The sequence below is a fragment of the Bacillus sp. FSL M8-0063 genome (assembly GCF_038005545.1).
GTDB classification, from domain to species: domain Bacteria; phylum Bacillota; class Bacilli; order Bacillales; family Bacillaceae_G; genus Bacillus_A; species Bacillus_A wiedmannii.
On sequence record NZ_JBBOTJ010000001.1, the window covers coordinates 2,419,152 to 2,445,492 of the forward strand.

Sequence of the window (26,341 nt, forward strand, 5' to 3'; positions counted from 1 at the left end):
AAAAATTTTAATATCTTTAAATATTTCGATTTATACAAACACATTCTTATTTATATTCTTTTCTTCTGCTACTGAAACGCACATAACATAAACATATGAATGCTACGGCTACTGGAATCAGTATTACTCCTCCAATAAAAGGATAAACTACTATACAACATGTAAAAGCTACTATAGAAAAAATTTTACCTAACCTATTCTTTATTAATTTCATTCCAGAAGCAGTACCTACTATGTATGTAACAATCCCTAACGAATTCGGTATTAAAACAATTTTATCTATACTAATATGGAAAACGAAACTTATTAACAAACCTATTATTGCAATACAACCTACAACTTTTACTGCATTTGTTGGTGTTTCTCTTTTTTTATTAATATGTGCTAAATAACGCGGTGCAACTTCTTCTTTTCCTAGTGAATAACCTAGGCGCCCCATACTTGCGATAAATGCATTTGTCGTCCCTAAACAAATGATAAAAGCTACAAATCCAATTATCCATGAAAATTGGCCGCCTAATGTTTGCTTGATTACAAGCACGAGAGCTGTCGTATTATCAGTATTTATATGATAAGATTTCGTTCCAATTACTGATAATGCAATACCAATATATAAAACTCCAATAATAACGATCGCAAATCCCGTAGATAAAATAATATTTCTTTTTCTAGGTGTTTTAAATTCTGGAGCCAAACTTGCAATGGCTTCCCAGCCGAAAAAAGACCAAAAAATTAATAAAGATGCATCTAAAATCGAATTTATTTTTTGCATAGAAATATATACATTTATATTTTTCATTTCAATATAAGGTAGTGAGCTAATAATCGTTACAATTAAAATAAAGAAAGTTAATACACCAATACACACTTGAAACCAACCACTCATTTTTAACCCGTATAAATTAAAACCAATTGAAATACTTAAAATAATAAGCGCTATAACGTAAGAGAAATATGGTGATAAAGCAAACACTCTCACTATATACATTCCACCAGTCATTGAGACTACGATTTGACCAACACTACCCGCAATAAAAAAACACCATCCTATAATAGCACCTATATTTTTACCGAAAGCTTTTTCTGCAAACGTGGCAATTCCACCTGCACTTGAGTACTCAATCGATAAAAAAGCGAACGTAAATGCAAGTGGAATACTAAGTAATATCATAACAAGCCAAGAAACAATCGCATTCCCTTCTGCTACACTCGCGGTCATACCAGGTAATATAAGGATTCCCGATCCTAAAACTGCTCCGACATATAAGGCTGTTCCCCTTTTAATAGAAATTGTTTCGTCAAAATGATTAGACATTACAAGCACCTCCATTTATATTTTAATTATAGAAAGTTATCAGTCTATTCAATATACAAAAGTGTATGTAATTTAACTTAAGGTTTTATATTATGTATTTGTTTAAGAAATTTACTTTCAATTTTGCAAAGGAGTATAATTCATGGATAAAATTGACAAGAAAATAACCCTATTGCTACAAGAAGATGCCAGAATGACAATTACAGAAATGACTGAGCACTTACACCTCAGCCGCCCTAGTGTTACCGAAAGACTAAAGAGATTACAAGATGCAGGAATAATTGAGAAATATACCGCACGGATATCATTAGATGCAGTTGGAAAATCAATTCAAGCATTTTTAAGAATTGAAAATCTAAAGATTCCTTGTAAAAAATTTGAGGAGAAAATCTACGAAGAATATAGAATACTCGAATGTCATCGAGTAACAGGTGAAAGTAGCTATTACTTAAAAGTAGCAGTTCACTCTATGAAAGAATTAGAGGAATTAATTGATATCGTTATTCCGTTTGGCACGGTGAAAACTTCGATGATATTATCTTCACCGATACCATATAGACCGATTATTACAGATTAATAAGAAAAAAGGATTGATCAAAAGACCAATCCTTTACTCTACCTCATTTAAGAAGAACAATGTTAACGCACCAGGTCCTGTATGCGCACCGATTGCTGCTCCAATTGTATTTACAATAAATACTTCACAACCAAATCTTTCCGTAATTAATGTTTTTAAAGCCTCAGCTGTTTCTAAGTCATCACCGTGAGTCATAGCGATTGTTTGACCTTTAAGGTCTTTTCCGCGCTCTTCCATAATATCTACAATTCGGCCAAGTACTTTCTTTTTCCCTCGTACTTTTTCAAGTGGTACAAGCTTTCCTTCTTCCACGTTTAAGATTGGCTTAATATTTAGTAAACCACCGATAAAACCAGCTACTTTACTTAAACGTCCACCTTTCACAAGGTACTGTAAATCAGCTACAGTGAAGATGTGCTCCATATGGTTCATTAGAAAATCAACACGTTTTAAAATATCTTCCTTTGATGCGCCGTCTTTTGCCATTTTAGCAGCTTCTAATACGACAAGCCCTTGACCAAGCGAAGCACATTTCGTATCGATAATTTCTAAATCTAAATCAGCATATGTTTCTTTCACTTCTTCTTTAATAACAACTGACGATTGATATGTACCAGACAGTTCAGATGAAAAAGCTAAATATATACAAGGATTACCTTCTTTTGCATAAGAAATAAATTTTTCTTGGAAAGTTTCAAGTGAAGGCAATGACGTTCTATAAACAGCGCCTTCTCTCATGTTTTGCAATAATGTAACTGACTCTAATGTAACTCCATCTAAATACTCTGTTTCTGCTTCATCATAAACACGGAGTGGAATTAAATCAATATCATATGCTTGCAGCAATTCTACCGGTAAATCCGCCGCACTATCCGTAATGATTTTAACACCCATTTTTAAACCTCTATTCTGTTATAAATATAAAAAATATAAAATAAAAATAGTACTTTTAAATTATATACGTAAAACTTAAATGAAGAAAGGAAAAGACTTTATATTGTATGCACTATTCTTCAAAACTTGAACTGTTATTAAAAATCATTCCATTTTAACCATTTTTTTATTGTTATTTTTTCTATAACACAAATAATTTTATGGGAATTTTACATAATTGCATTTAAATTATTTAATTTAGGATAATCTTTTCAAATTTATACTGTTTAAAATTTAAAAGCTAAATCCAATAAAGTAGTGCTTTGTTTTACTGAAAAGAGGTTGCGGAAACAACCGCCTATTTATTTGGAATAAAATAAATCTTTTATATAAAGGGTCCATAATTAAATACACTTAACTTCATATGATATATTGCATCCTTTCTTTTTAGAATGAGTAGTCATTACTGAAGGGCACTTTTCGAAGTGCTCTTATATTTAAATCCCTCTTCCTTTTCCCCTATTTCAAGAGGAGTTTTTGACCAAATCTTAATACGATTTGTATCACTCAGGCTGGCAATTACCACATTTCCTTAATAGTTTCAATTAATACAGTAGCTGCTAATTAAAATAACTCTATGATCTCTATACGCATAAACTAATTTTCATTTTGACTATGTAACACTAAATTCACAAGATTATTATCCTCTGTTTGGTGAAGCCATCATTTCAATACCAGTAAACCCATACCTTCAACTAATAACTTAAATAAATGTGCTATATCAAGGTTCTTTTGATATAGCATCTTATGTTTTATATAATGAAGATAGCGCTAATATTCCGAAGGAGGATGTATATGAGTATTCAATTGGCCACATCTAACGATTTAGAATGGATTAACAATCAATATGATTCAATAGGATTTGTACGAAGTGATTTAAAAAGTGATAAAGTTGCAATTATTACATACAACAACGAGTATGCAGGTATGGGTCGATTAGTCCAAATAGATGAAGATACTATAGAAATGGGCGGGATTTTTATTCTTCCTAAATTTAGAGGTCTACAATTAGCTAAGAAGCTCGTGTCATTCTTAATACAAACTGCGAAAACATTAGAAATACAAAACGTATATTGTCTTCCTTTTGAAGAACTCGAGAGTTTTTATAAAACATACGGCTTTACTGATGTTGATACAACGAAAGAAATTGTCCATCCAATTATTCTAAAAAAATATAATTGGTGTTTAGAAAATTATGATAAACATGTATTACTATTTAAATTGTGAGTCCTGTAAAAAAAGAAGTGAATACACTTTATTTTACACATCAGTTTATAACAAGTAATTATCAATGTTTTTTATTAAATTCTTAAATTAAACCACATATAATCCAAATTTTATATCTGTTTTTAATAAGTGTTAGTAAGTTTGTTTTCAAACATGTTAGCACTTATTTTTTCATAGACCTAAATAGATTCATATAATAAAGTAACTATCCCCGTTAGCAAAAATTAGTATTCATAAATATTACACTGAATTTATTGAGGAAAAACCATTTGTAGCATTTAGAGAATATATTCATTTTTATTTCATTCGTACTTGTACTTCCTGTTCTTGTATTACTTGAACGACTAATTCCAGTACAATATTTTGCATTAATTGATACATATTATTATGAAATGTACTTTGTTCTGATATGTATTCAATACATTGATAAATATAGCCTTCTACAAATAAGCTCCCTTTTTCAACTGTAAATGTATTTTGTCCATTTTTTATTACTTTTGGCACTAAGAATTCAGTTTTTGTCAAAACAATCTCCTGTTCCACCTCTTTTATTCCTATGACTTTTTCTTTAAATACAACTTTTTCTCGTAAAATAATTTCACCTTTATATTTTCCTATTTCTATTGGTAGCTTGGCTGTTATAACATTATTTATTTCTCCTTCATTTTCACCCTCTAATACTATGCTATGTATTGGGGTCCATGAAGATGTCTCTACCTTTTTCTCTTCAATATTCCCTATAACTTTTTTATTATATAATTCCATAAGCACTCTCTTTTCATGAAGATTAAAAGAAACTATTTCACAATAAGCCTCCGAATGATACTGTTGTACTGTAGTTAATAACTTAGAATCTAATTCACGCCTACCTACATCTTTTTCATTTTGAAAAACAAACGCTTCTTGATTTTTTATGTTTATTTTTGGAAATATTTTAAAACTTGACACTTCAGAAATAATAGAAAATGGTGTTTTCACTACCATTGAACGCACTGAAGATTCTAATTGTGATTCAGATGTTGCATTTTCTTTCTTTACTTCAGATACTTCTTCTTCTTTCTTTACTTCAGATACTTCCTCCTCTTTCTTTACTTCAGATACTTCCTCTTCTTTCTTTACTTCACATACTTCCTCTTCTTTCTTTACTTCAGATACTTCCTCTTCTTTCTTTACTTCACATACTTCCTCTTCTTTCTTTACTTCACATACTTCCTCTTCTTTCTTTACTTCAGATACTTCCTCTTCTTTCTTTACTTCACATACTTCCTCTTCTTTCTTTACTTCAGATACTTCCTCTTCTTTCTTTACTTCAGATACTTCCTCTTCTTTCTTTACTATTCTTTCTCGTGAATTATCTTGTTTATTTAGATCTTTATACTTGTGAATTTCATCCCATAGCACCTTACCAATCCATGGCTTATTCATCACCATCCCCCCATCTAATAAAATTCAGGAAAATATGTTATTTTACACGTATTCATTTTCATCATTATATATGTTTTATAATAATAAAAAAGACATTGTCTTTTTATTAAAGACAATGCTTTTTTAGTCTTATACTTGTACTTGTTGTACTTGTAAAACTTTTAAAGTAAGATCTAGTACAATTTTTTCACGAAGAGTTCCAAATGGCTCGTTTAATTCTGTTGGACAAGGTGAAAAGTCTAATTCGAAAAATTGTGCGCTTACTAATTCACAATATGGTTGTTCATTATAAAAAACTGTATTTTCGAAGAAGTATTTGTCTAAACGTGGTAAATCACCATTTTTAGGATTAATAAAGTGAGAAGTAGTATCTGAGGAAGCAGCTACTATAGCTAATGATAGAAAATCAGCTGCTGTTAAATCTGCAAAACCAGAAAATGGAACATTTGCAATACGATCATATAGCACTCCATTACACTCATCATTTGCATATTCAATATTTTTACGAATATATCCTTGTACAAATAATTTTGCTCTTGTAACTCGTCGGTAATTTGTACCTGGTACTGGAGTAAATGCTACAGGAACTAACTTACATTGTGTTAAAAATACATTTTTTAACACACGTTTAATCTCAGTTGCTGGAGGATCTAATGAAATATCAGATTCTACAACAATTTGAATTGTTCTTTCTGCTAATACAACTGGTATTTTTACAATCGGTGTTCCTGGAGTAAGAATTGGTGTTGCAGCTGCATCACTTAATGGCGTTTGAGTTTGTCCATCTACCTGACATGGTACATTAATTGGGCATTGTTCGCTCATATTTTATAATCTCCTTTATAAAAAAATTAGAGTTTTTTAACTCTCTTTACTGTATATGTATTTTTTCTATTAATGCGTGGGTTTGTATCATAGTCACTTTTATCATTTGCAAATAAAGATAGTATTCTATCTTTAATAGTCAAATACACACAGTTTAATATAATTAGTTTTTATGAATATTTACCTATTAAAAAAATTCTTAACTATTATCGCGGAAAAACACCATAATATGTTGATTAAGTTCAATAGTAAAAAGGATATCCATATTTTCGAAGAAACTTTCAAAAATCTATTCTTAAATTTATTAAGACAAATAAAATTAATTTTGTTAATTTCTTCATTCCATAATATCTATGCAACAGCAAATTAATATTGGATGCACCTTATTGTTAAAAAATAAAAACCGACTTTTTCAAGTCGATTTTTATACCCAATTTGTAATTTAAAAAAAGAGTAATTAACACGAATTTTATAGGATTTTCTAGACTTTTTCTGTTGTACAATTGTACAAATTCATTCATTTACCTATTATCCACAAAATAAGCATCATACGCCTTATCAAAAACATATCCTAGCTTTTCTGCTAGTTTAGCAGACGTAGTATTCGCTGCATCCCAATTTGGATATATCCCTTTTTCTAGACACTCCAAGATTAACGCCGCACTAACTATAGTTGCCAACCCTTTTCTTCTATGATTGTGATCAGTCGCCACTTCAATTTCAATGCCATTATCATAAATACTATACGATGATGCACCACATACAACTTCATCTTTATATAAAATGCTATAACCTATACCTCGGTTTATATAATCTTCCACCGTTTGAAATTGACTTGTAAAATCTTCAGAGACCTTATGTAATGTGGGAATATTTACGATATGTTCATCTATTTTTCGTAACTCGTATCCTTTTGGAAGCGCTGATATAAAAGATTGTAATTTTGAATGATTAAAAACTTCCGCATTCCGTTTGAACTTATAGCGTAAAAACTTATCTATTTTTCTTTCGTAAAATGTTTCTAAACGCTTTTTCCACTCTTCACTATTTGCGATTACTAACATTCTATCAGGAATGTTACGTACTAATTCTTCAGTTTCTTTCGCATTCGAATCACCAGCGTAAAATGTAAAGATCCCTACCTTAACTTGCGCTACTGTTGGGTTTTCAAGATTATTTACCCAAGCAGTACCCATATGTCCTTGTAAATAAGAAAGTAAAACAACGTTATTGAAATCCTCGAACATAGTAACTAATTTTTCTCTCGTATGTATACTCGCTTCATATATCATGTACATTCCCGCTTTCTTTGGAATCAGTTTAACTCTACTTTTCATATATAAACAAAAGTTTATTAAACTATATATAATCGTAAAATATTCGTAAATATAAAATTATTATAACATCTAATGAATAGTAAGCGACTGTCCTGTATAAAGGTTAACAGTAAATATACTTAATAATAATTGCAATCTACATGTAACCGATTATCATCTTTTATTATGTAATACCCCTCAATACTCGTTTGAGGGTTCATTTAAATACGTATGTTATAACTCCTTCTTATAAATAAATGATTCTGTTCCTCCGTTTTTATATACTTTAGTCACTTTAACAACAGATGTGTACGTATTATCGACATTCGATATCATCTTTTTCATCTCTTCTATCTCAGCATTACCAGTTCCACTCTCGATTTTCAAGCAGTTCGAAATGTTGAGGTATCCACTCGATGCGAAAAGAATAATAAACGTAAGATCAGGGAAATTAATGAACAGTATTCCAAACTTTAAAGGATTCGTAGCCGTATAAGATAAAACTAATCGAAAGTTTAATAGTTCCGGCACTTGAACAAAATCTTTAGAAACAATCGCTTCACCTATTATAGTAATTTGCTTTACGACATTCCCCAGCTCATCTATAAATTCAGTACAACTAGGTGCATCAATTGTTTTTGCTTGTAGTGATATATTCAATTCTGGATTGTCAAAATCAAAAAAGAGTGTACTTCCCTCTGTTAAACATTGCGGACAAACATTTCCAAGTAGACTAAAATCCTCTTCAATAAATTTAACTTTCGTTTTACAACTACAAACTTTTCCTATTCGGATTGCATCAATCCTAGAGCAATCTACAAAAATAACCTCATTGTCCTCTTGTACGAAGGATACGATACCATTCCTCTTATTAAATGATAGAAAATAAGATACATAAATTTCGTTTCCAGCTATTTCAATACTCTCAACTTTTGTAAAAGGCTCTAGACTTCGCAAAAATTCACAAATACTATTTTGGCAGCATTGATAATTTCGTTTCGGCTCACAACCCACTTACACTCCATCCCTTCCCTATATGTTTTATCTAATACATATAATATGAACGGAGCATAAAAAAGCTTGGACAATATAACTTTAACTCAGGAATATAGGTACTTACTTATCACATTAATAATGAAATTACGCCAATAATGAGTAATAACACATAAATTTCCCTATAAATACATATAACAATTTCATCTTTCATGAAAAAAACGTTATAATAAGGTGTAGCCTCTACGATTACGTTATAAAGGAGAATAAAACAATGGCTAAAATTAAAGTATACCAAGCAAAAGAAGAAAATATGGATGCAGTAAAGAACATCATTGATGTTGAGGAACAAAACCCAACTGCTGAAAACTTACAAAATCTATATGCATGTGTATTAGAAACAGAAGATATGGCATTGCCTGAATCATACATTGAAGAAGATATCTTAATTGATTCTATGGAAGTTATGGTTAACGCTTCTCAAAACAAACTAAGAGACTTAGGTGCATACGATGTAATCGAAGTTCAAAACAAAGGTAAGAAGACACAAATTTTATTATTAGCAGACGAAGAATACGAAATTATCGAAGGCTAATCTAAATCCGTACATACGAAAAAGCTCCTTTCCAATTGGAAAGGAGCTTTTTCATTACGCTTTTGATGTTTCACTCTTTTTATTCGTTTGTTTTTTCTTAATTACCATACGCTCATTTCCCATAAAGAAAATAAATATGAATGCTAGACCTGCTGGTACCAATGCCCACATAAATGTTTGAACAATGGAGCTAGAAAGAGCGTCAATAATTTTCTCTAATATTTGCGGCGGGATTTGAGATCTTGCCGATTCTGATAGAATAGCTCTTGAATCTCCTAAAGCGTTTGTATTCATTCCTCCGCTCATACCTTTAAAAGCTTCTTCTAATTGATCTTGGAAACCTGTTCTTTGAATCATTCCGAAGATTGTAATACCAAGTGTCATTCCTAGTGAACGAATGAAATTACTCGTTGAAGTTGCAGATCCACGCTGTTCTATACCGAAGTTGTGAATAGCTGCCATACTTAGTACAGAGAATGAGAAACCTACTCCAAATCCAATAATAATCATATAAACCGTTAATAATATACGACTTGTTTCTGGCGTTAATGTGCTTAATAAGAATAGTCCAATTAGCATAATAACAGCAGAAATAATCATAATGTTTCGGTAGCTAAGCTTCGTCGTTAAAAATCCACCTAATTGAGCTGTTACGACTGATCCTAACATCATCGGTAAAAGTAATAATCCTGAGTTTGTTGCGCTACCACCGTATACACCTTGAATGAATAACGGTATGTATACAGTTGCTGACATGAACGCAGCACCGTAACATAATGCAATAATGGTACTCATTCCGAATAAACGTTGTTTAAACATTTCAAATGAAATGATCGGTTCTTCTACTTTACGTTCAATAAAAATAAATGCAATAATTAAAATAGCGAATCCGCCAAATAAACTTAAAATAAAGTTAGAATCCCAATCATACTTTTGTCCACCTAGTTCTAAAGCAAACATTAGCGAAACTACTGCACCAACTAAAGTAATTGCGCCAAACCAATCAATTTTTTGCTTTCTATGAACTCGTGATTCTTTATAAAAGAATGTAATAAAAATAAGTGCTAAAACGCCAAGCGGTAAGTTAATGTAAAATACCCAGTGCCAGCTTATGTAATCTGTAATATACGCACCAAGCAGCGGACCAAAAATACTTGATAAACCAAATACTGCTCCGAATAATCCACCCATTTTCCCGCGCTTTTCAGGAGGGAAAATATCAAAAACGATAGTAAACGCGATCGGCACTAATGCCCCGCCGCCAATACCTTGAATGGCACGATAAATACCTAACTGTGTAATATTTTCAGCAGTACCACAAAGTGCCGAACCAATCATAAAGACGATTAAACCGAAAATAAAGAATCTCTTTCTACCATACATATCTGATAGTTTTCCGAATATCGGCATACCTGCCATTTCTGCGACCATATAGGCAGAAACGACCCATACAAAGTTTTCAAGGCCTCCTAAGTCACCAACAATCGTTCCCATCGCCGTTACGACAATGGTATTATCCATTGATGCCATTAAAATACCTAGCAATAAGCCCGCCACAACAAAGCCGAGCTTATTATTCTTCTCAACCATAACCTTGCTCTCCCTCGTACTACTTATATTTGTTTATGTTCTTTTACGACTGCATTACCTTTTTGGTTAAAACTAGTATGATATTCTACAACACTAATTTCACATCCTGGACCAATGGTAACGTTGTTTCCTCTTACAACTTCAGCAATCGTATGCTCTAAATAAATTTCATCTCCTTCAATGATAGACGTTTGGAGGCTTCCAGCATGACTTGTAAATGGAATAAATCTCGCTTTTTTATGAACGGTAATCTTCTTACCGCCAATCTCTCTCACTTTACTTCCTTCATAACGAAGTGAAATATCAATATTTTCAGCATTAAGTAATCCATCACTTTCAAGGCCACCAGTTAGTGATAGTTCTTCAACTTCAATATCTCCTTTCACATTTAAAGCGCCTTTCACATCTACGAAATCACCAGTAAACTTCCCTTTAACTTCTATCATACCTCTTACTTTCGTTTTTTCAATATGGGCATCACTATTCATTTGTGTATTTCCGTATACTTTTACATATTCAGCAGTTACATTTCCTTGTACTTCACTATCTCCATACACGACATAATTTTTCACTTTCATATTACCGCGCACTTCACTCGTTCCGTACGTTTTAAATTCATTACAGCTCATATCATTAGAAATCGTTCCTTCACCGCGAATCTTCACTTTGTTATAATCCCCGCCTGCTGAACTACCAGAACCATTAACAGTAAGACTATGTTGATGTTCCATATTACTTTCTCCCTTCCATTAAATCTGCTTCATTTCTTTTACATTTGCGCTTTTATCAACAGTAAGAACACCCGTATATTCGATCAGTTCAATCTCACAGTTCGCTCCTACTGTAACATTGTTTCCTCTTACCGTTTTTATGTGAGCATAATCAATATCGATATTGTCACCTTCTAATAGTTCAGCCTCTAATTGCATACCAAATACTGATTTAAACAGTCTACTAAAAGTACTTAGTCTATGTTTTACTTTAATCGTTTGACCACCAATTTCTTTTGCTCGACATGTACCGTGAATATTAATATTTATTTCATCGGCGCTTAATAATCCACCAATTGTAAATTGTCCTTCTGAAGAAAAAGTATCCACTTCACAATTCCCATCAATCGTTGCTTGACCGTTGATTTTAAATTTTTCACCAGTTACATTTCCACCTACTGTACCTTTTCCTGCAATTTTTAAACTGTTCGCCTTCACATCTTGCGTAATTGTTGCTTTCCCATCAATTCGCATCGTTTCCGCAATAACTGTACCATCGACTTTACCCGATCCACTAATTCTTGCATTGCTACTTTTCAAATTTCCAGTAACAGCACCGTAACCGTTACATTCAAATTGATCACATTCAACATTTCCATTAACAGTCCCTTTTCCATTTAATTGCACTTTAAGAAACTCGCCGCCATTCGATGAACCGTAACCATTTATAATCAAATTATCTGTACGCATACTTTCTCCTCCACTACAACAGTTTCGTTTTTAATGCTTCGGTATATTTCATAATCGCTTCGCGTAAAACTATTTTGGTACCTTTTTCAAAAATTAAATCGTCCACGTTTGAAACTAAGAAACATGTAGAAATCCCTAACTTTCGGACGATGATTAAGTCACAAGCTTTATGCTTAATCGCCTCATAATTTTCACGTAAAACTTGCAAGACCATTTTTCCTTCTTCTAAACTAATCTCTCCCGATTGTAGTAATTCTTCTAACATATACACATAAAGAATATCTACAAATTGAAACTCTGTTGTTTTATTCGTTTGTTCTATGAAGAATTGTAAAACTGGCTCTGATGCAATTCCTTTACGTAAGACGTCTTCCTTTGTTAAAAGGATTTCTCTTACACTCGGTGAAAACATATTTGCTAGTTCATCAAGTGATAAATCTTCTTTCATCGTTTGGATTTTATCAATACGCTCTAATATCTTTTCTTTCGGAAAAAATGTCTCTTGACCCGTGAATGTTGACTTTCGTACAAACCAATCTTCCGGTATTAAATTTTTTCTTTTCCACCTATATAACTGTCCGTATGAAATACCAGTTAGTTCTAATAAATCTTTTTTTGAAATTAAATCTGTACTCAACTGTATAACACTCCTTCCTGATAACAATGTAACATAACACTGTTACGCTGTAAATAGACTTTTATCATAGGTAGCGTAACAATGTGTAAAACAACCCTCTTTCACACAAAAAAATAAGGTTCTCACGCATCCTATAAAATGCGTAAAAACCCTTATATATCAGCATGTAAACCATATTTCATAAAAATCAATCCACCCTTGTGAATTAATCATTATATTTTGTACTTTTTCGTGAGAAGTTACTTGTTGTTTGTTACGATATAAAGGAATAATATGAATGTGACGCAACAAAGTGTCCTCAATATTGCGTAACAATGTAACTCTATTCTCTAAATGTTCTTCTTTAAAATACGGGGACAACATTTTATGAAAGTTCATGCTGCTTTGCCCATGAATAAAGCTATTTTTTGTAAGAAACATATATAGCAGACTATCTTCAATACGTTCACTAATAGTTGCACTATCATGCATCATATCAGCCTTTTGTATCGTACTGATTTCCAATAACTCTTCAACTTCAAGAAATTTATTTTCTACACGAATCCCATACTTCGCACACTCTTTCTGAATCCATTGTGCATCTTCTACGTGATCTTGTCCTGTAAATGTGTAGAGTTGTAGCACTTCATAATGGTACGTACTCCTTTTAATTAAACTAGCTATATCTTCCTCAATCTCTACTATGCTTTCATTTGCTAATATTAGTTTCTTTGCCACTTCTCCACGTTCGCCGCAGAGCTCTTGAACAATTTTATCGCCATGAATAATTTTATAAAGCGCCTTTCGAAACAACTCATCTTGCATTGGCCCTTCTTTTACAAGATTGCACGTTACATATGTCACGTTCGATTCAAGCCGAGACAACTCTTTATTGGGCTTTTCTTTATCTTTATACTGCGTCTTTACTAATACATCATACGTATTTACATTTTGCTCTACATTCATTAGTTCAATTCGGTCAAGAAAAGGTCTTTCACGATAATATAAATCATGCACTTCTAATACAAATAACTGTGCATTTTTCTCACGTAATATAAAAGGACCTGTACCAATAAAGTTTCCTGCTTCATCTTCATTTACGATAGAACACTGTTCTGCACTTAGTATATGTAAAAACATCCTATTTTCCGTATGTAATTGAATTTCAACAACAAATTCATCCACTGCACGGACATTTTTAACATGTTGCAACATCCATGCGTGTGGGTTGTTTTCCGCTTTCATAAATCGATTTAATGAATGTATAACATCATGTGCGGTAAGTCGTTTTCTATTATGAAGATGAACGCCTTTTCTTAAATAAAATGTCCAAACCTTTTCAGCGTCATTATATTGCCAGTGAAAAGCAAGTCTTGGCTCTATACAATTTGTTTCCTCATTCACATATACGAGTGTATCAAAAATATGTTTAACCATATGACATTCTGAGCGCATCGTAGCGTATACCGGATCTAAAGCGATGTCTAGATTCATTTGTACTTGCAACCGAAGTACATCTTTTCTTCCTTCAGGTGTCCTTTCTATTTTATGACCAAATATTGAATCTACCCAAGCTTCATATTCTTTCTTTACTGATGGAAATTGTGAGCTGTAGCGTTCCACAAATGAGATTCCACTTTTCACATCCCCTTTTTTCGTTAGTTCTTTTCCTCTGTCTAAAATCAATGTCATCGGTTGCTTTTGAAATATTAATTTAGAACGATTCCCTCTTCCGCGCCCTGGAAACCAAGCGATCCAATTTAACTCTTCTAATTTTTTTATTATTAATTTACTATTACGCTCCGTACAAAATAATGTTTCTGCTATCATTTGTACGGTTACTTCTAATTGTTCTCCTTCTTGTCTCCCTTTACCATAGGTACACCATAGTGCAATATACTGATCTAAAATAAACATCATAATCCCCCTAAAAGGTGAAAAATAACCTCTTTTGTTTCTACCCTTTTTCCACTTCTCCTTTCATCTTATCATTTCAATATAGAAAGGAGGATTTAATATTGAACAATCTCTTACTACGTTATAATAAACCAATTATTATAAGACTGTGCGGCGAATTATTAACCCGAACAACCGAATCCATGTTAGCTCTTATTATGATTATTTACGTTAATAAAATGTTAAACGGTAATATAATAATAACTATGCTCATCTTTGGACTACAACCACTATCAGACATTGTATTTACACTTATTGCTGGGGGAATTACTGATAAATATGGGCGAAAGAAAATTATGTTACTCGGCTTATTGCTACAAGGCGTTGCAATCGGTAGCTTCATCTTTGCTCAATCTGTTTTTATATTTGCTTTGCTTTACGTCATAAATGGGGTTGGCCGTTCCCTATATATTCCCGCTCAACGTGCACAAATTGCTGATTTAACAAAACAAAAACAACAAGCAGAAATTTTTGCTCTTTTGCATACGATGGCTGCAATTGGTTCCGTAATCGGTCCAATAATTGGTGCTATCTTTTATCGTACTCACCCTGAATATTTATTTATAATGCAAAGCATTACACTTATGGTATATGCAGTAGTTGTATGGACGCAGCTTCCAGAAACCGCTCCAGTATTTATAAAGCCAAAGCAAAAAGTTGAAGTATCATCTTCAAAACAATTTGTAAGCAAGCATTACGCCGTTTTAGGACTTATGATTACTACACTCCCTATTAGCTTTTTTTATGCTCAAACTGAGACAAATTATCGCATTTTCGCTAAAGATATATTTCCAGATTTCGTATTCATGCTCGCTTTTATTTCAACATGCAAGGCTATAATGGAAATCTTCCTGCAAGTTTTCCTTGTGAAATGGTCTGAACGATTTTCTATGGCGAAAATTATTCTTATTTCTTATACCTGCTATACAATAGCTGCAATTGGCTACGGGATTTCAGCAACAATCACGTCACTATTCTTCACTTTACTTTTTTTAGTCATTGGGGAAAGTATTGCCTTAAACCATTTACTTCGATTCGTTTCAGAAATCGCTCCTACAGATAAGCGTGGATTGTATTTTTCAATTTACGGGTTACATTGGGATATATCTCGTACGTGCGGTCCTGTACTTGGTGCGGTTTTATTAAGTAAACTAAACGGTAGCATGCTATTTTATATTTGCGCTTGTTTCTTAATAATGGGAGGGATTATTCAAGCACTGTTTATTCATAATGTAGAACGTAATAAAATAAATAAAGACGTTTCGGAGCATACCCCTCATATTTTATAGGATGCTTTCTTTATAAAAAGAAGGATGTCACAAAAGTCTCGAGACTTTTGTGACACCCTTTTTTATTACCCTGCCATTTTATTAATACTATCTTCTGGTGAAAATACCGAAATATGATTTACCTTACCAGTCGATTTTGGAATAATGAATTTTAACTCAAACTGATTGTTTACTTTATATACGTATATTTTATCTTCCCCATTTACTTTAACTGAAGCTGGTTTTCCTAATGCTTTCTCTATTTCTTGTAATGTAATTAATTTTAGCTCTGCATGATAGGAGCGTACATCAAAAACTTGTGATCCTTTATTAAAACCGAAGGAAACATTTTTATTTGTAAAGGTAGCGTACATTCCGTTGCCTGCTTGTTCCGTTTTATCTGCTTTACCCCAATCTTTTTCTATTTCTTCAATATCACCTGTATGTGCTGCGAACGGAACATTAGGTACTTTTCCTTCTTTCGCTAGTTCAAACAAATCTTTAATGTGGTTAATTGATTTTTGATTTATAACTGTATCTTTCGTGCTTGAATCTGTCTTTGTTTTTTCTGATCCTTCATTATTTGATTTTACTTCGGGCTCTTTCTTTTCTTCAGAAGAATTATTTTGTCCGTTTTTACTATTTTCCGAGGTTGGGTTTGTTTCCTTTTTTTCGTCTGTCCCTTTACATGCTACTAATGCAAATATGCATGTAAAAGCGAGAAATAACATAGCTATCTTTACATACACTTTCATACATTTCAGCCCCCCTATTATAATCTTATTCCTTTCGATAACCAATCCATGACACCGCTTTTCAAATTGTGTTTGTTCCAAAAAGTAAATGCTTCACTCTCTCCCAATACTTGTACAACATATTCTACAAAAGCTGTTCCTAAAAAATAACCGAGTCGGTTGTATCCAAAATACTGTCCTCCAGATAACCGAAACCACTCTTTCTCTTTTTCAAACGTCCATCCTTCTATATAATCTTCCAAAAAACGATTCTTTATTTGTTCTTCATTTTCTATATAGCATTGTAACCAACGTTCGCCATCATTGTTATATGAGTAGTACACTGATTCATTTAAACCTCTCATAATTTGCTTTGATAAATATGTTGCAACACCTTCACGATACAAATTAACTGATCCGTCAGTCCAATCGGCTTTCCCCCAATCCATTCCATCATTGTGTAACATAACATTATGATATATATGTCCTATTTCGTGAGCGACAATAACACGAAGGTGATTTACATCTGGAGATAATTTTTCTGCCGCAAAAAATATGTCTCCAATAATTTCCTTTTCTACAAATGCATTAGAGCCAAAAGCTCCAACAAATAGATGAAAATTCATATTTACATCAAAGTTATATTTATAATGATATTCATTCGTTATTTCTTGAATAATAGTCGGTAATGTTTCTGCAATGATACGAATTTCTTCTATTTTTGCGGGATATTGTTTAATGGCATTAGAAACTCGTTCTCTCGTATGTGGACAATGATACTTAAAGTATTCTTCAAATATCTCTGGATACGAAGTAAAGTATTGGTTGAGGACTGCTAATTCTACATCGTTACTTTCCCATAATTTTAAAAAACTTGGAATTGTATTATTTATCATTTTTTCCATCTCCTTATATATCCCTTCTCGCCATTTACACTGCAATCCTTCCTGAAACGTAGAAAAAGCAACAAAGATGAGTCTTCTTTGTTGCTTTTTCTGTTTAATCAAACCATTTATCACCATCAGAAATCCATTTACCATTATGCAAATCATAACATTTATTATAATAATAAAAAAAGCTGCCCAAAAAGGACAGCTTTACATATGTATTTTTACACTTCGATTGACTTACCATCTTCAACAATATGATAAAGTAAGTGAGCTAAATGATGAATTGGGCCATACTCTTCCTCTTCCTCATCTGTTTCACCGTGGAATTCAAGATCATTTAAGTATAGTGCTAAAAATTGATAGTATAATTTTAAATCAAATCCGTAGCACGCAGTTGGCTCTTCATGATCCCCTTCGTATTGTAACATTAAGTATTGATCATTACCTTCTGCATCTTCTGCATCAAAGAATACGAAGAATCCAACGTTTGTATCTAAATCAAATAGATGACGAGTGCCTTTTTCTGTTGCTTTATTGAAGTCCTCTTCACTTAATTTATGTACTGTTGTCGCTTTAGCATTATCTTCTTGATGGAAATTTACTGTAAATGTTTTCAATGCTGACACCTCCTGATTGTATAATACTAGCATAACATATAAAAAGGACTGCTTACAAATGTAAACAGTCCGTACATTCATTTCCGCATTGCTCGTAATAAAAAGCTTACGATGAAAATTAAAATAATCGCACCGATTAAAGCTGGAATAATTGCAAACCCGCCTATTACAGGGCCAAAACTACCAAGTAATTTCGTACCAACCCAAGAACCGATAATACCAGCAATAATATTACCAATTACACCACCTGGTACGTCTCTTCCAGTAATTAAGCTTGCAAACCATCCTAATAAACCACCAACGATTAAAGACCAAATCATATGATAACCTCCTTTATATTTCACCAATCAAAATATAATTAGAAACAATTGCTTACCATTAGTTATGTTACATTTTCCATAAGTTATTCATACAGCTTAACCACTAAGTTAGTTCAAAACAGTGAACGATCTTTTTTGAACTGACAATTTATACAGTTCCACATATTAAGGACAATCAGGCTTTAATATCGTTCGCATAAATTCTTCTTTAAAAGCCAGATAGTTAAAACCAACTGCAATTTTTTGGATAGGCCTATTATCAAACGTTGTCGGCTCAGCTATTTTTCTAAAGTCTGCCACACTTTGTCCTCTTGTTACGTCATTTGTCGTACTAATCCAAACTGCAGATTTTTTATATTCAAAAATATCATCATTTATAAAAGAAATGAACGGAAGTAAATCGTGAATTGGACTTCCAGCAATACCCGGGTATTCTTTTTTATAAAAGTTCTCATAATAAAAATCGATCATTGGTTTAATGAGTTTTGCCTGCCCTGTTCCTTCTTTATTAATCATATCCAACATTTCAGGAGTAATTAGAGCGTCTTGTGTTACATTTAACGGATAAATAGTCGCATTCTTTGCGTACTTCATAACAATATTTGCGGCGATTGGATCTCCATAAAAATTCGCTTCTGATACAGGAGTAACGTTACCAGGAAATAAAAAAGCACCACCCATAATATAATACGAACATACCTTATCCATGACATTTGGATATAATAAAAATAACGTTGCCAATGTTGTTAATCGTCCTGTCGCTACAATAATGATATCTTCTGGACAAGGCTCAATTAATTTAATTAATTCACAAAAATTTTCCCGTTTACAAATCCTCATATCAGGTGGAATAATTGGACCTAAACCGTGATCTCCATGAATTTCAGGAAAGAATAAAGGTTCTTCTGCTGTCATCGGTCTTGCTGCACCCTCAATGATTTTTACTTCTGTAGCATAGTATCTTTCTAAAAAATACACATTTTCCGTTACAATCTCTCGCGATACATTCCCATATTCAGCAACAATACCTATAATATCTAATTTACATGTTTTATTTGCATAAATTAACGCCACAGCATCGTCAATACCAAAGTCTCCAAAAAAGATGATTTTCTTATTAACTATCCTCACCCCTCTTCAGCATAGTCTACTACTATTATTATGTGAAAAAGACAAGGCTGTGAAACGGTACAAACTAAAAAAGCCACCTATTTATTGGCGACTTCAATCTTTTTATAAGATAAATATGCTAGTACATTTTTACTTGAATCGTATTTTGGATTATTTCCTTTTCTCGGTTCTCTCATATGTGTTTTTTCAAATCCAGGAATATCTGGCATTTTCTCCATAAATTCAAGCATTTCTTCTTCAGTTCCTTCAATACGTACGCGAATCATTATTATATTTCCTCAATTCTCATTTTCTCTGTACTAAGTATAACGTACTTTGAAAAGACTGCAAGAAATTTATCTTTTTAATGTCGCGCTTTTTTTGCATACAAACAATGCCATTTCAGTATAAAACGAATTTATTTTATTATTTTCAATTTGAATATTAAAGAATTCTTGCATTTCAACTGGTGTTTTCATCATACATTCTGTTAATTTCATACGTTTCTGCAAAGGTACATTCATCATATCGCACCACCAGTCAAATTCAAATTTCTTGTCAAAAGTAAGGCATGATTGCATTTGCAAACCGTTTTTTTCTAACATGGTAATCCATTCTGTTTTTTTCAGCGCTCGTTCATGACTCGGATCTCGCTTTTTTTCTATAAAATTATAAAATGTATCAAATTCATTATTTTCCGGTGAAACATTATCTATCAAAATAAACAATCCATTATGTTCTAACGTACGATTTACTTCATAAATAAACTGAGCTGGATTCGTAAAATGATGTGCTGCAATTCGGCATGTAATCGTATCAAAAGAACTATCGGCAAACGGTAAACTTTCAGCGTTTCCAGCGACAAAAGATACATTTTCATATCCATTACTTATAATAAAGTTTTTTGCATTCTCTAACATTTTTTCTGTTAAGTCTAAGGCAACTACTTCTTTAAACAATGGAGCTAATACATTCGCAACATGTCCACCGCCAGTAGCAATATCAAGAAGACGATTATTATGACGAGACTCTACTTGTTGAACTACATATTGTAAATCGGGTCCTTTTGAATGAATTTTACTTTTTACATACTTTTCCGCATTATTACCAAACTGTTGTTTTACAAGCTCTTCTTTACTCATTTTATCATCTTCTTTCTATTGTTACTTACATATAAGATTCATGTAATAATTAAAGTTCTCTTTATGTATTTTCAAATCCTCTTTTCAGCTTACTTCTTATCATGCTGTCCTATCATCGATATAATATTAATGTTACGTTTTATTACTAAACAAAAAAGGCTACGGGAACTTGTCCCCTAACCTGACTAAATATTTATTACATTTTTACTTTTTCATATACATCTATATAATATAAATCCTCTTTCAACTTCATAATAACGTCTACTTCGTTATAAGTAGCCTCACGAGCATGTAAACCAAATTGATCCATACCAATCCATATCCATCCAGGTGTATGCTGTAGAACATCTATGTTAAAATAATCTAATTTAATAAGCTCCGATTTAATAAAATTATCTTTATTAGCGATTTGTTTATCTATTAAACCATATTCTTTTCCATTTTCAAGTAGCGATATAATTTTCCCTAAAATCGGATGTTCACGTATAATAAAATGATATTCCCTTTCGTCTACATTCGCCATAATTAAACAAGAATTAGATAAATCAGATCCTAAATTCGACATCTTTATTTATTCACCTCCTTTATGAGTTTCACAAACATAATAACAAATGAATATTCAAATAAAATTAATATAATGTAAAAAATAAAAAAGCTGACTCCCTTTTAGAAATCAACCTTTATATTTGGATCATCTGTATACTTTTACAAACTATTATAATGTTTCTTTTTCCTCATCATTCCCGGAAACTAAATTCCCAATAGCATCTGCCGTTACTTCAACTACAAATTCACAAATACCTGCTACAACTTCTCCAATTACTTCATCCATCTTTTTACCCCCTTATTTTATGTAACTTATTTGTAGTATAGAAGAGATTGGTTATTTTTAACTATCGGAAAACGTGACAAAAACATTACAATTTTGTAATGTTTTGTAATTTGTTTAGTTCCTATCCTTTGAAACTCCAAGTATGATTAACAAGCATATAGGCCATCATAATATCAATTAAGTTCCAATTATGCTAGAGGAGGCGTGTAAAATATACTACGTAAAATTAATTAAAGGTCAATCATTCTATGCTTTTGATCATCGTTTCTTAATGTCTGAAGAAGAAAAGGTTTCCGAGAAAGTTTATAATTACTTACGTCGTAATGAATTTTTCGAAGTACGTAAAGAAGAATATTCAGCCTGATGTATTAAAAGCATCAAGAAAAATATCATTTAATTGTGATATTTTCTTGATGCTTTTATTTTATTTATCCTTAATTTCAATGAATATGTAATCATTGGTTGTATGCATTTTGACTTACTTGTTTCATCTATTAACACATCAAATTTTTGACAAATCAAAAAGATTGAAATCCACTCATGAAACACGTAATATAGACTCTGACTCTAAAAAAGTTCGTTATAAATTATACATAAAATAAGGAGGTTTTATATACGAGTTTTTCATTTTAAAAGACGGAGAGGTTTTACATTATGTGGCGTAATAAAAATGTTTGGATTGTGTTAATTGGGGAGTTTATTGCTGGTCTAGGGCTATGGCTTGGTATTCTTGGCAACCTTGAATTTATGCAAAAATATGTCCCTTCTGATTTCATGAAATCAGTTATATTATTCATCGGACTATTAGCTGGTGTACTAGTTGGTCCTATGGCCGGTCGTATTATCGATCAATATGAAAAGAAAAAAGTTCTTCTTTATGCTGGGTTCGGTCGCGTTATTAGTGTTATTTTTATGTTTTTCGCTATCCAATTTGAAAGTATTGCCTTTATGATTGCATTTATGGTTGCTCTTCAAATTTCTGCAGCATTTTACTTCCCTGCATTACAATCTGTAATTCCACTCATCGTACGTGAGCATGAGTTATTACAGATGAACGGTGTACATATGAATGTAGGTACAATCGCTCGTATTGCAGGTACTTCACTAGGTGGAATTCTTTTAGTTGTAATGAGTTTACAGTATATGTATGCCTTCTCAATGGCAGCATACGCTTTATTATTCCTCTCAACTTTCTTCCTACAATTCGAAGATAAGAAATCAACAACACCAAGTAAACAAGCTGCGAAAGATAATAGCTTTATGGAAGTCTTTCGTATTTTAAAAGGAATTCCTATTGCTTTTACAGCACTTATATTAAGTATTATCCCTCTATTATTTATAGCCGGATTTAATTTAATGGTAATCAACATTAGTGAAATGCAACATGATCCAACGATTAAAGGCTTTATATATACCATTGAAGGTGTAGCATTTATGTTAGGGGCCTTCGTTATTAAACGTTTATCTGACCATTTCAAACCTGAAAAATTATTATATTTCTTCGCTGTTTGTACCGCTTTTGCACATCTTTCCTTGTTCTTTAGCGATATAAAATGGATGTCTCTTACATCATTTGGTTTATTTGGTTTTAGTGTTGGTTGCTTCTTCCCTATTATGTCGACAATTTTCCAAACGAAAGTGGAAAAAAGCTATCATGGTCGTCTCTTCTCATTCCGTAATATGTTTGAGAGAGTTATGTTCCAAATTGTCTTACTCGGCACAGGCTTCTTCTTAGATACGATCGGATTGCAATATATGGTTCTCATTTTCGGTGTGATTTCATTATTAATTATTTTCATTTCATTATCTAAACAGAAACAATATGAAAAACAACCTTCGCAATCTGCGAATTTATAACATAAACAAAGACGCATGGATCATATTTGATTAATCCATGCGTCTTTGTTATATAAAGCCTTATTTATTACGTTTATTGTAATTATTTAAAGGAGTACCCTCTTTCGCTTTCGAATACAGTATACTAACATGATATATACAGGAGGTGCGAAATTGTCTGATGGTATGCAGTTATTTAGTATCTTTATTTTTGTATTAGCTCTGTTTAGCATCATAAACTTTTTAGCTATTTCCTTATCTGGACATAACTTTAAAAGAAGAATTATCGCAGGTTTCATATTTTTACTGATAACTCCTATTGTTTTTTTTGCTACCTTAGCATTCGCTTCTATATTTGATAAAGCTGGATTTGGCGCAGGTGGGCTAGCCTTCATTGTTGCAATTATATATATTTAAAATGGAATAATGATCCTACTTTCCTCATTATTTTTCCTCAAAAGAGACATAACATAGGCTATAGTACTCTGCATGAATCTGACTTTATACTAGATTCATGCTTTTTCAATTCTCCCAAAATTTTTATGTGAAATTAAATAATTCTTTATAAAAATTTAAACTTTATTTATTACAATATTTGTATCGTATTCGCACGTTTATTGAAAATGAAAAGAAAGGAGTACAAAATGAAAAAGATTCTATTAATTATTCCAATATTCATCGTTCTACTTAGCGGATGTAGCAATAATGATATATACGGTTCTTGGGAAGTCGTTGACAACAAAAATGGTCTTTGCCCTGCATCTTATAAATTTGAAACAGTTGTAAAAGAAGAAAAGAAAGAAAAAATTGTTCAATATTTAGTTGAGATGCAAACATCAAAGGAAAAAGAAGATTTATACAAAGGCTCATTTGTAAAGAATTCTAATGTATATCACATTGATTATGGTAACTCATTTACATCGGATCAAACTTTAAAAGTTGTCGATGGCAAATTAAATGTATACTTTTATGCAGTGGAAAAGTTATGTACATATAAAAAGAAATGATTACACTTCATATAAGACGCAGAAAATATTTTCTGCGTTATTTTTAATTTACAAAACCTCCCCAAAAACATTTCCCTCTTTTAAATCTTTAAATTTAAATGTAGTATTATATAATAACAATATTTTAATGCGAGGTGCTTTTTTTGAGAAGTTTAAGTTCATTAATTGTATCAACAATCTGTTCCATTATCCTAATCCTATGGAGTGCACTTTCATTTTATGAAAGATTCTCGACAGGAAATTCATACTATTGGCTTAGTGGTATATTAGGCCTCGTTTTCATGTTCTTTTTCATCCAAAATATGCGGGATATACTTAATAAAAACTATAAAACATCCTAAACCGTATAGAAATATATAATAAACAATTCAGTTAACCAATCCTTATTTACAACGCCCTTTCAAAAAAGACTAATCCTCCCTCTAAATTTGTCAATCGTTTTAATTTTCATAAAAAAATGATAAAATGTAAACATGTGTTTTCAGAATAATTAAAAACGCAGAAAGAAAACACTGTTTTTAGGAGGGGTTTTGATGACTTACACGTTAGCAACTAGAATGAAAGCATTCCAATCTTCTATATTTAGTGAATTAGGGGCTTATAAAAAAGAAAAAATTGCAGCAGGTCACAAAATGATTGATTTAAGTATCGGGAATCCTGATATGCCGCCTGCTGACTTCGTAAGAGAAGAAATGGTACATACAGCAAGTAAAAAAGAAAGCTACGGATACACATTAAGTGGTATTCAAGAATTTCACGAAGCTGTAACTGAATATTACAACAACACTCATAACGTTAAATTAAATGCCAATAAAGAAGTTTTATTATTAATGGGTTCACAGGACGGACTCGTTCACTTACCTATGGTTTATGCAAATCCGGGAGATATTATATTAGTTCCGGATCCAGGATATACAGCTTATGAAACTGGAATTCAAATGGCTGGTGCAACATCTTACTACATGCCATTAAAGAAAGAAAATGAATTCTTACCTAATTTAGCAGCTATCCCCGAAGATATTGCTGATCAAGCAAAGATGATGATTTTAAACTTCCCAGGGAATCCAGTTCCAGCAATGGCTCATGCAGATTTCTTTAAAGAGGTAATCGCATTTGCGAAAAAGCATAACATTATTGTTGTCCATGATTTTGCTTATGCTGAATTTTATTTTGATGGCAATAAACCAATTAGCTTCCTCTCTGTACCTGGTGCTAAAGAAGTTGGAGTAGAAATCAACTCTTTATCAAAAAGTTATAGTTTAGCAGGTAGCCGTATTGGATATATGATTGGAAACGAAAAAATTGTTCGTGCACTTACTCAATTTAAATCAAATACAGATTATGGTGTGTTTTTACCAATTCAAAAAGCGGCATCAGCGGCACTAAGAAATGGCGCTGCGTTTTGTGAGAAAAATCGCGGTATTTATCAAGAACGTAGAGATACTTTAGTTGATGGATTCCGAACATTTGGTTGGAATGTTGATAAACCAGCTGGTAGTATGTTCGTCTGGGCCGAAATTCCGAAAGGCTGGACTTCTATAGATTTCGCTTATGCATTAATGGATCGTGCGAATGTCGTTGTTACACCCGGTCATGCATTTGGACCTCATGGAGAAGGCTTTGTACGTATTGCACTTGTTCAAGATAAAGAAGTGTTACAACAAGTTGTTGAAAACATTAGAAATAGCGGTATTTTTTCTCTTGAAAAAATAAATGAATTAGTTAAAAATTAATGATAACTCCCCTGCTTAACTGTA

The 26,341-nt window shown here is 32.2% G+C and carries 28 protein-coding genes; 9 read left to right on the plus strand and 19 right to left on the minus strand.

Translation table 11 applies throughout. From position 1 onward, the window contains the following. Positions 1-46: 46 nt before the first annotated feature. A complete protein-coding gene (locus tag MKX31_RS12200) occupies positions 47-1,315 on the minus strand; it encodes an APC family permease (protein ID WP_064475548.1) in 1,269 nt (422 codons plus the stop codon). Positions 1,316-1,457: 142 nt separating this feature from the next. Here MKX31_RS12200 and MKX31_RS12205 point away from each other — a divergent pair, with 142 nt between their 5' ends. After that, complete coding sequence (locus MKX31_RS12205) at positions 1,458-1,892, plus strand: Lrp/AsnC family transcriptional regulator (RefSeq protein ID WP_000357671.1); 435 nt, start codon at positions 1,458-1,460, stop codon at positions 1,890-1,892. Positions 1,893-1,925: 33 nt separating this feature from the next. Here MKX31_RS12205 and MKX31_RS12210 read toward each other — a convergent pair whose 3' ends face one another. After that, positions 1,926-2,786: a DegV family protein gene (locus tag MKX31_RS12210; RefSeq protein WP_000538283.1), complete on the minus strand. Its 861-nt coding sequence runs from the start codon at positions 2,784-2,786 to the stop codon at positions 1,926-1,928. Positions 2,787-3,620: 834 nt separating this feature from the next. Here MKX31_RS12210 and MKX31_RS12215 point away from each other — a divergent pair. Next, complete coding sequence (locus MKX31_RS12215) at positions 3,621-4,052, plus strand: GNAT family N-acetyltransferase (RefSeq protein WP_064475549.1); 432 nt, start codon at positions 3,621-3,623, stop codon at positions 4,050-4,052. 297 nt (positions 4,053-4,349) lie between these two features. Here the strand turns inward: MKX31_RS12215 and MKX31_RS12220 are convergent, their stop codons facing one another. From MKX31_RS12220 to MKX31_RS12235, 4 genes are all read right to left on the minus strand, one after another. Beyond that, positions 4,350-5,477 (minus strand): BC_2427 family protein, encoded by a 1,128-nt coding sequence (locus tag MKX31_RS12220; RefSeq protein WP_340980904.1) that lies wholly within the window; start codon positions 5,475-5,477, stop codon positions 4,350-4,352. A gap of 129 nt (positions 5,478-5,606) precedes the next feature. After that, entirely contained in the window at positions 5,607-6,302 is a 696-nt protein-coding gene (locus tag MKX31_RS12225; protein WP_262765796.1) for a CsxC family protein, read from the minus strand. A 521-nt stretch (positions 6,303-6,823) separates the two neighbouring features. Continuing rightward, the gene (locus MKX31_RS12230; RefSeq protein ID WP_222655314.1) at positions 6,824-7,594 is read right to left on the minus strand and encodes a GNAT family N-acetyltransferase; all 771 of its coding nucleotides are present in this window, start codon (positions 7,592-7,594) and stop codon (positions 6,824-6,826) included. 258 nt (positions 7,595-7,852) lie between these two features. Then, a complete protein-coding gene (locus MKX31_RS12235) occupies positions 7,853-8,632 on the minus strand; it encodes a BC_2878 family exosporium-associated protein (RefSeq protein ID WP_262765803.1) in 780 nt (259 codons plus the stop codon). 253 nt (positions 8,633-8,885) lie between these two features. Here MKX31_RS12235 and MKX31_RS12240 point away from each other — a divergent pair, with 253 nt between their 5' ends. Then, entirely contained in the window at positions 8,886-9,206 is a 321-nt protein-coding gene (locus tag MKX31_RS12240) for a hypothetical protein (protein ID WP_001062728.1), read from the plus strand. 54 nt (positions 9,207-9,260) lie between these two features. Here MKX31_RS12240 and MKX31_RS12245 read toward each other — a convergent pair whose 3' ends face one another. The 5 genes from MKX31_RS12245 to MKX31_RS12265 form a co-directional block, all read right to left on the minus strand. Then, the gene (locus tag MKX31_RS12245; RefSeq protein ID WP_222655312.1) at positions 9,261-10,796 is read right to left on the minus strand and encodes an MDR family MFS transporter; all 1,536 of its coding nucleotides are present in this window, start codon (positions 10,794-10,796) and stop codon (positions 9,261-9,263) included. 23 nt (positions 10,797-10,819) lie between these two features. Continuing rightward, positions 10,820-11,527, minus strand: a complete 708-nt coding sequence (locus tag MKX31_RS12250) for a hypothetical protein (protein WP_000401032.1) — start codon at positions 11,525-11,527, stop codon at positions 10,820-10,822. An 18-nt stretch (positions 11,528-11,545) separates the two neighbouring features. Next, positions 11,546-12,256: a bactofilin family protein gene (locus tag MKX31_RS12255; RefSeq protein ID WP_001258388.1), complete on the minus strand. Its 711-nt coding sequence runs from the start codon at positions 12,254-12,256 to the stop codon at positions 11,546-11,548. A 13-nt stretch (positions 12,257-12,269) separates the two neighbouring features. Next, positions 12,270-12,893, minus strand: coding sequence for a YhbD family protein (locus MKX31_RS12260; RefSeq protein WP_000102255.1), 624 nt, complete (start codon positions 12,891-12,893; stop codon positions 12,270-12,272). A gap of 159 nt (positions 12,894-13,052) precedes the next feature. Next, complete coding sequence (locus MKX31_RS12265) at positions 13,053-14,789, minus strand: ABC transporter substrate-binding protein (RefSeq protein ID WP_340980910.1); 1,737 nt, start codon at positions 14,787-14,789, stop codon at positions 13,053-13,055. Between the two features lie 101 nt (positions 14,790-14,890). Here MKX31_RS12265 and MKX31_RS12270 point away from each other — a divergent pair, with 101 nt between their 5' ends. After that, a complete protein-coding gene (locus tag MKX31_RS12270) occupies positions 14,891-16,117 on the plus strand; it encodes an MDR family MFS transporter (RefSeq protein ID WP_340980911.1) in 1,227 nt (408 codons plus the stop codon). A 65-nt stretch (positions 16,118-16,182) separates the two neighbouring features. Here the strand turns inward: MKX31_RS12270 and MKX31_RS12275 are convergent, their stop codons facing one another. The 8 genes from MKX31_RS12275 to MKX31_RS12310 form a co-directional block, all read right to left on the minus strand. Next, on the minus strand, positions 16,183-16,851 hold the full coding sequence (locus MKX31_RS12275) for a YjgB family protein (protein ID WP_340980912.1): 669 nt from the start codon (positions 16,849-16,851) through the stop codon (positions 16,183-16,185). Between the two features lie 17 nt (positions 16,852-16,868). Further along, positions 16,869-17,726: an aminopeptidase gene (locus MKX31_RS12280; RefSeq protein ID WP_340980913.1), complete on the minus strand. Its 858-nt coding sequence runs from the start codon at positions 17,724-17,726 to the stop codon at positions 16,869-16,871. Between the two features lie 215 nt (positions 17,727-17,941). Next, positions 17,942-18,337 carry a hypothetical protein gene (locus MKX31_RS12285; RefSeq protein ID WP_000847586.1) on the minus strand — a complete coding sequence of 132 codons (396 nt, stop codon included), beginning with the start codon at positions 18,335-18,337 and terminating at the stop codon, positions 17,942-17,944. Positions 18,338-18,414: 77 nt separating this feature from the next. Then, positions 18,415-18,657 (minus strand): GlsB/YeaQ/YmgE family stress response membrane protein, encoded by a 243-nt coding sequence (locus MKX31_RS12290; RefSeq protein ID WP_064475557.1) that lies wholly within the window; start codon positions 18,655-18,657, stop codon positions 18,415-18,417. 165 nt (positions 18,658-18,822) lie between these two features. After that, positions 18,823-19,788: a nucleoside hydrolase gene (locus MKX31_RS12295; RefSeq protein WP_064475558.1), complete on the minus strand. Its 966-nt coding sequence runs from the start codon at positions 19,786-19,788 to the stop codon at positions 18,823-18,825. A 77-nt stretch (positions 19,789-19,865) separates the two neighbouring features. Continuing rightward, positions 19,866-20,054, minus strand: coding sequence for a DUF3970 family protein (locus MKX31_RS12300; protein ID WP_000621879.1), 189 nt, complete (start codon positions 20,052-20,054; stop codon positions 19,866-19,868). Positions 20,055-20,123: 69 nt separating this feature from the next. Then, entirely contained in the window at positions 20,124-20,909 is a 786-nt protein-coding gene (locus MKX31_RS12305) for a class I SAM-dependent methyltransferase (RefSeq protein WP_340980915.1), read from the minus strand. Positions 20,910-21,105: 196 nt separating this feature from the next. Further along, on the minus strand, positions 21,106-21,474 hold the full coding sequence (locus tag MKX31_RS12310) for a hypothetical protein (protein ID WP_098103617.1): 369 nt from the start codon (positions 21,472-21,474) through the stop codon (positions 21,106-21,108). 478 nt (positions 21,475-21,952) lie between these two features. On the opposite strand from MKX31_RS12310, the gene MKX31_RS12315 reads away from it, so the two are divergent. The 5 genes from MKX31_RS12315 (at position 21,953) to MKX31_RS12335 (ending at position 26,317) form a co-directional block, all read left to right on the plus strand. Next, positions 21,953-22,105 (plus strand): YqbF domain-containing protein, encoded by a 153-nt coding sequence (locus MKX31_RS12315; protein WP_071723536.1) that lies wholly within the window; start codon positions 21,953-21,955, stop codon positions 22,103-22,105. A gap of 290 nt (positions 22,106-22,395) precedes the next feature. Further along, positions 22,396-23,598: an MFS transporter gene (locus MKX31_RS12320; RefSeq protein ID WP_000269247.1), complete on the plus strand. Its 1,203-nt coding sequence runs from the start codon at positions 22,396-22,398 to the stop codon at positions 23,596-23,598. Positions 23,599-23,751: 153 nt separating this feature from the next. Next, on the plus strand, positions 23,752-23,994 hold the full coding sequence (locus tag MKX31_RS12325; RefSeq protein ID WP_340980917.1) for a hypothetical protein: 243 nt from the start codon (positions 23,752-23,754) through the stop codon (positions 23,992-23,994). Between the two features lie 227 nt (positions 23,995-24,221). After that, positions 24,222-24,584 (plus strand): hypothetical protein, encoded by a 363-nt coding sequence (locus tag MKX31_RS12330; protein WP_064475563.1) that lies wholly within the window; start codon positions 24,222-24,224, stop codon positions 24,582-24,584. Positions 24,585-25,117: 533 nt separating this feature from the next. Then, positions 25,118-26,317 (plus strand): LL-diaminopimelate aminotransferase, encoded by a 1,200-nt coding sequence (locus MKX31_RS12335; RefSeq protein ID WP_340980918.1) that lies wholly within the window; start codon positions 25,118-25,120, stop codon positions 26,315-26,317. Positions 26,318-26,341 lie beyond the last annotated feature (24 nt).